Below are 1,241 nucleotides of genomic sequence, written 5' to 3'. Positions count from 1 at the left end.
AAAACTAGAACGCGCAAGCAAACGTATTATTGAACGCCACCAATCACAAGATGGGCTGGGCGAAGAATTGATAACTCAGGATTTAAAACAAAAAGAAAAGCTAGATAAAAGTGCAGGTAAAATTACCGAGTTCTTAGCCACTCACAAAGAAAAAACAGGCAGTAAAGGCAAGCCTGTTAAAAGTAATATCACTGATCCAGATAGTGCAAAAATGACTACCTCAAAAGGCACAATCCAAGGCTACAACGGCATCGCTATTAATGACGATAAACACCAAATCATCCTGCAAGCACAAGCATGGGGTTCAGTGGGCGAACAACAAACTTTACAGCCAGCTGTTGCACAATTAAAACAGCAACTCGCTAAACTCAATACAGAAAAACGCGCAGATGAACATACTATTAAATTCACTGCAGACAGTGGGTTTAACAGCGAAGTGAATCTTGGATTTATGGCGCAAAGTGGGTTCGATACGTACATTGCAGATAACCAATTTAGAAAACGAAATCCGCTGTTTAAAGCCAGCGAAACATACGAAACGGAGCAAGAAAAGCGCCGACTAAAACGCAGCAAAGGCAAGCCTCGGTTATTTACCTCAGACGATTTTCATTATGATGAGGCAACGCAAACATGCCGCTGCCCTGCAGGCAATGCCATGTGGCGAAGCGGGGTCAATGTAAACAGCCATAGCCAACAATACACGCGATTCTGTGGTTATTTAAGAGACTGTAAAACCTGCCCACTACAACAACAATGCATGCGAAAGCCACCCATTAAAACGGGGCGACAAGTACAGTTTATAAATAATGAATCACGCAAAAAGCTAAGCTATATCGACAAAATGAAAGTAAAAATAGACAGCCCCATAGGTCGACGACAATACAGCAAACGACTCGGGTGTATCGAACCGGTGTTCGGGAATATTACGGTGAATAAAGGCATGAATAAATTGACCTTACGGGGTCAAATGAAAGTGAATGCGCAATGGCAACTGTATTGTCTTGTTCATAATATAGAAAAGCTGCAAAACACGATGCATTAAGAAGGGTAAGCCCTTTTACCCTAAATAAAAGCCACTCAACCACCCTTAATCCCTTCCAAAACGCCAATTAAAACAATATCAAACACTTCTATATTCTGCGTAAAAATACAGTAATCGATTGAACCAAAATAGGAACTCAGCTATGGTTTGTTTATCAATAAAACAAATTTAAAAACGAGTTAATCTACAGGCTCGTTAT

Annotated in this window: 1 protein-coding gene; it reads left to right on the top strand. The window is 40.5% G+C overall.

Going from position 1 to position 1,241, the window contains the following annotated elements:
* Positions 1-1,042: transposase (locus tag H5072_RS19850; protein WP_220488733.1), on the top strand; the 1,042-nt coding region annotated here is incomplete at its 5' end.
* Between the last annotated feature and the right edge of the window lie 199 nt (positions 1,043-1,241).

It is taken from the genome of Pseudoalteromonas sp. SR45-5, assembly GCF_014163565.1.
GTDB classification, from domain to species: Bacteria; Pseudomonadota; Gammaproteobacteria; order Enterobacterales; family Alteromonadaceae; genus Pseudoalteromonas; species Pseudoalteromonas distincta.
Note: the sequence above shows the minus strand (reverse complement) of the source record. Positions and strands in the feature narration are given on the sequence as shown.